2 protein-coding genes are annotated in these 3,520 nt (G+C 64.7%); both read right to left on the reverse strand.

Annotation, left to right across the window (positions count from 1 at the left end; genetic code table 11):
• Positions 1 to 193: 193 nt before the first annotated feature.
• Complete coding sequence (locus tag ABD332_RS59770; protein ID WP_344516063.1) at positions 194 to 1,171, reverse strand: hypothetical protein; 978 nt, start codon at positions 1,169 to 1,171, stop codon at positions 194 to 196.
• Between the two features lie 134 nt (positions 1,172 to 1,305).
• Positions 1,306 to 3,273, reverse strand: coding sequence for a glycoside hydrolase family 16 protein (locus ABD332_RS59775; RefSeq protein ID WP_344516064.1), 1,968 nt, complete (start codon positions 3,271 to 3,273; stop codon positions 1,306 to 1,308).
• Positions 3,274 to 3,520 lie beyond the last annotated feature (247 nt).

Below are 3,520 nucleotides of genomic sequence, written 5' to 3' on the forward strand. Positions count from 1 at the left end.
TCCCGATACAACCGCACGGCACGCTGCCGCAGATCAGGTGAGTACTTCTTCGGTGCTGGCACGAATCTTCCTTCCCATGGCCATCAGACCATGATCAAGAAGCTCCATGAAAGCGGGGGTGGCTCACCTACCTCCGCGGCAGGACGCCAACCGTCGACAGGTAGCGGTGAAAATAGGCGGCGCCTGAGCGCGCTTAGCCCTGATCCACCGATGGGGTTTCGCTGCTCGGCTGGTCGGAACTGATGATCTCGGGCGTTGGTCGGGACGTGTGGGGGTGACCGGCCGGGTTGCCGGTGCGCTCCACGGTTCGGTGAGGTCTGGCATTGTGGGGTGGCCGGCGTCGGCTGCGAGGGACTGTCTGTTGTGGACGGTCAGTCGGGTGGGGCGTGCGCGGTGGTGAACGGCCGTCGCCAGTTGTGTTGCCACGGCCAGTGTTGCGGCAGATGGATTGTGATCTCGCGGGCGTGTCGGGTGATCCGGCCGGCGGACGGTGGCGGCGCGGGCGGTGTGGTGTGGTCGTCCGGCGAGGGTGGCGGCGGCGCGGGTGAGGTTGTGTGCGATGGCGATGCAGGTCAGCCAGGCGTTGTTGGCGTTGAACCGGCCGGATGGCAGGTGTGCGAGGTCCGTCGATGAGTTCGGCGAAGACCTGTTCGATGATGGCGTGACCGCGGTGCTGGGCCTCGGCTTGGACCAGCAGGTACGGGCTGTCGGTGAACGCGGCGTGGTAGCGCCACACGGTGAACAGTTCACCCTGTTCGTCCACTGTGGATTTCTTCAGATCGGGGATGCGGCGGACGATGAGCCGGGCGGTGACCTCGTGCCGGGTGCCTTCGAACGCGGTGTAAGCGGTCTCGGCGATCTGCGCGCGGGAGATGAACCGTTGCTGCTCGTCGTCCCAGACCGGTTGCGGGTAGCGGATCTCGGTCCAGGCGTCCTCGCCGATCGTGGCGATCGCCGCGCGGACCTTGGCATCGACGCGGACCGTGATCGAGAACCGCACCCGGGCCCGGCGGCAGGCGGTGACGACCGCACGTGAGTACAACGCCGAGTCCGCGCGCAGCACGATCTCACCCGCCGCCGCCGCGTGCGGGGTGGCCGCACGCTGGTCGGCCAGGACCGCTTTGGTGGTGGCAACGGCCTCAGCGACCAGCGATGCCGCGCCTGATGTCACGGGGGTAGTTCTCCTTGCACGCCCTCACGGGTCAAAGTTGCAGCCCTCTGTGTCACCCTGCCTTCCCAAGGATGACACAGAGGGCTGCGGGGGCAGGCACAGTCCTGTTGTCCCCGCCCCGGCTGAAGCGATTGTTACTGGAATTGCCAGGCTTTAACGTAGTTCACTATGTATGAATTGCTTTCCCCGGTCGGGGTGGTCCCGTCGGGCTGTCCGCTGGCACTGCCGAACCAAAGGTCGAGCAGGATGTACATGCGGTTAGACATGCTGACGTTGACGGTGTAGAACTGCTGCCCGTCGAAGTAGAAGGTCAGGCGGTTGGGTTCCCACTTGAGTCCGTACTTGTGGAAGGCGGCAGACAGGTCAGAAGTGGCGAGTTTCTGCTGCCCCGCCGAGGGGTTTGCGGCTCCGGTGGGCCACACGGTGGCGGCGAAGGTCGTGGGGTGCAGGTTGGAGTCGCTCCATCCGCTGGTCGGGCCGCCGCCGGAATACGCCTCCATGATGTCGATTTCCGGGCGTGTGTCACCATCGTGGTTGAGGAGCCAGAACGCGGGCCAGGCGCCCTTTCCGACGGGAAGTTTCGCTTCCATCTCGAAGAACCCGTACGTTTGGTAGTACTTGCCGTCGGTGTCGATGGTGCGGTTGAAGAAGTTGCCGCTGGCGTCCCGCTGAGGCCAGATCTTGAGGGCTCCGTTGGTCACCTTGTAGTTGATCGTGGAGTTGGAGTTCTCGTACCAGATGTGGTCGTTCCACAAGCTGGTGTCGACTCCTCCAGAGGTGAACTCTTCGGTGAAGGTCGCGCGGTAGTTCGCCGCGTTCTGGCCGTAGGGTCCGCTGGTGGTGGGAGGGGGGGTGGTGGCGCCTCCGACCGTGAGTGTTCCGACGAGGTAGCGCAGGCCGCTGTCGACGGAAACGCCAGAGCCCGCCTGCAACGCGACCCGGTCCCACGGCGAGTGGTCTTGGAAAAGACCGACACGGATGTCGTACTTCCCAGCGGACAACGTGGAAGGAACAGTCACAGTACGGTCGTAACTGACCAGACCGCTCCAGGCAGACGTCCCGGTGGGCGGTGAATGATAGCCGCCGTTGAGGACGATCGCGCCGCTGGTATCGACCACGTGAATGAACACCAGATAGTCCTCGGCCATCGGCACCGCATCAAACCGGATCCGCATTGTCACAGCCTGCCCAGCCTGAACCGACAACGACGGCGTACCCAAGGTGAGGACCCTCGTGGCTCCGACCGCTCCGATCGTGAGTGTTCCGACGATGTAGCGCAGCTCATCGTCGACCGTGACGCCGTCTCCGGGCAGCAGGGTGGCGCGGTCCCACGGTGAATGGTCCTGGAACAGGCCGACACGGATGGTGTACTGCCCATCCGCCGCTGTGGACGGAATGGCAACGGTCTGGTCATAGCTGACCGAGCCGTTCCACGTCGTGGGCGCCTGCGGCGAATAGTGGTCGTCGCCGAAGGCAATCGCACCGTTGCTGTTGACGAAGTGCACAAAGACCCGATAATCCTCGCTCATCGGCACCGCATCGAACCTCATGCGCAGCGTGACGTTCTGACCGGCCTGGCCGGAAAGTGCCTGGGTGCCTAGCGTCAGAACCCGGGGCGTGGAGCCGATGGTCAAGGTTCCGACGATGTAGCGCAGCTCGTCGTCGACCGTGACGCCGTCTCCGGGCAGCAGGGTGGCGCGGTCCCACGGTGAATGGTCCTGGAACAGGCCGACACGGATGGTGTACTGCCCATCCGCCGCTGTGGACGGAATGGCAACGGTCTGGTCATAGCTGACCGAGCCGTTCCACGTCGTGGGCGCCTGCGGCGAATAGTGGTCGCCGGCGAAGGCAATCGCACCGTTGCTGTTGACGAAGTGCACAAAGACCCGATAATCCTCGCTCATCGGCACCGCATCGAACCTCATGCGCAGCGTGACGTTCTCGCCAGGCCGTGCCGACAGGCTCGGGGTTCCCAGCGTCAGCGCCGTGGACGTCGATGCCGCGGCGGCGGCCGGTGACGGCACTAGGAGCGCGGCAGCGATGATCGCCACCACGATCCCGGATAGATGCCGCATACCTCTGGACCGGATGGGAAAGTGCATGAACTCTCCTTCCTGGCGCGGGCACACGCGGGCAATCCCGCACCGCTTGCTAGATCGATTGCGATCACTGACTGCGACAGTGTCGCAAGTGTGACGGTGAAGCTGTGTGGGTGGTGGGCACGGCCGGCCGGTCCGTGAATCCGACCGGCCGGACGCGTTGTCATGCGTCGGTCAACAGCAGCGCACAGGAGACGCGGTCCTCAGGTGCTCGAACTCACGTCGGGTCAGCGGCGATCCGTCCCGACAG

It is taken from the genome of Dactylosporangium maewongense (genome assembly GCF_039531485.1).
Lineage (GTDB): Bacteria > Actinomycetota > Actinomycetes > Mycobacteriales > Micromonosporaceae > Dactylosporangium > Dactylosporangium maewongense.

What these genes read in the sequence shown, in the direction of transcription:
- ABD332_RS59775 (WP_344516064.1), bottom strand. Translation starts at nt 3,273, where the DNA reads ATGCACTTTCCCATCCGGTCCAGAGGTATGCGGCATCTATCCGGGATC.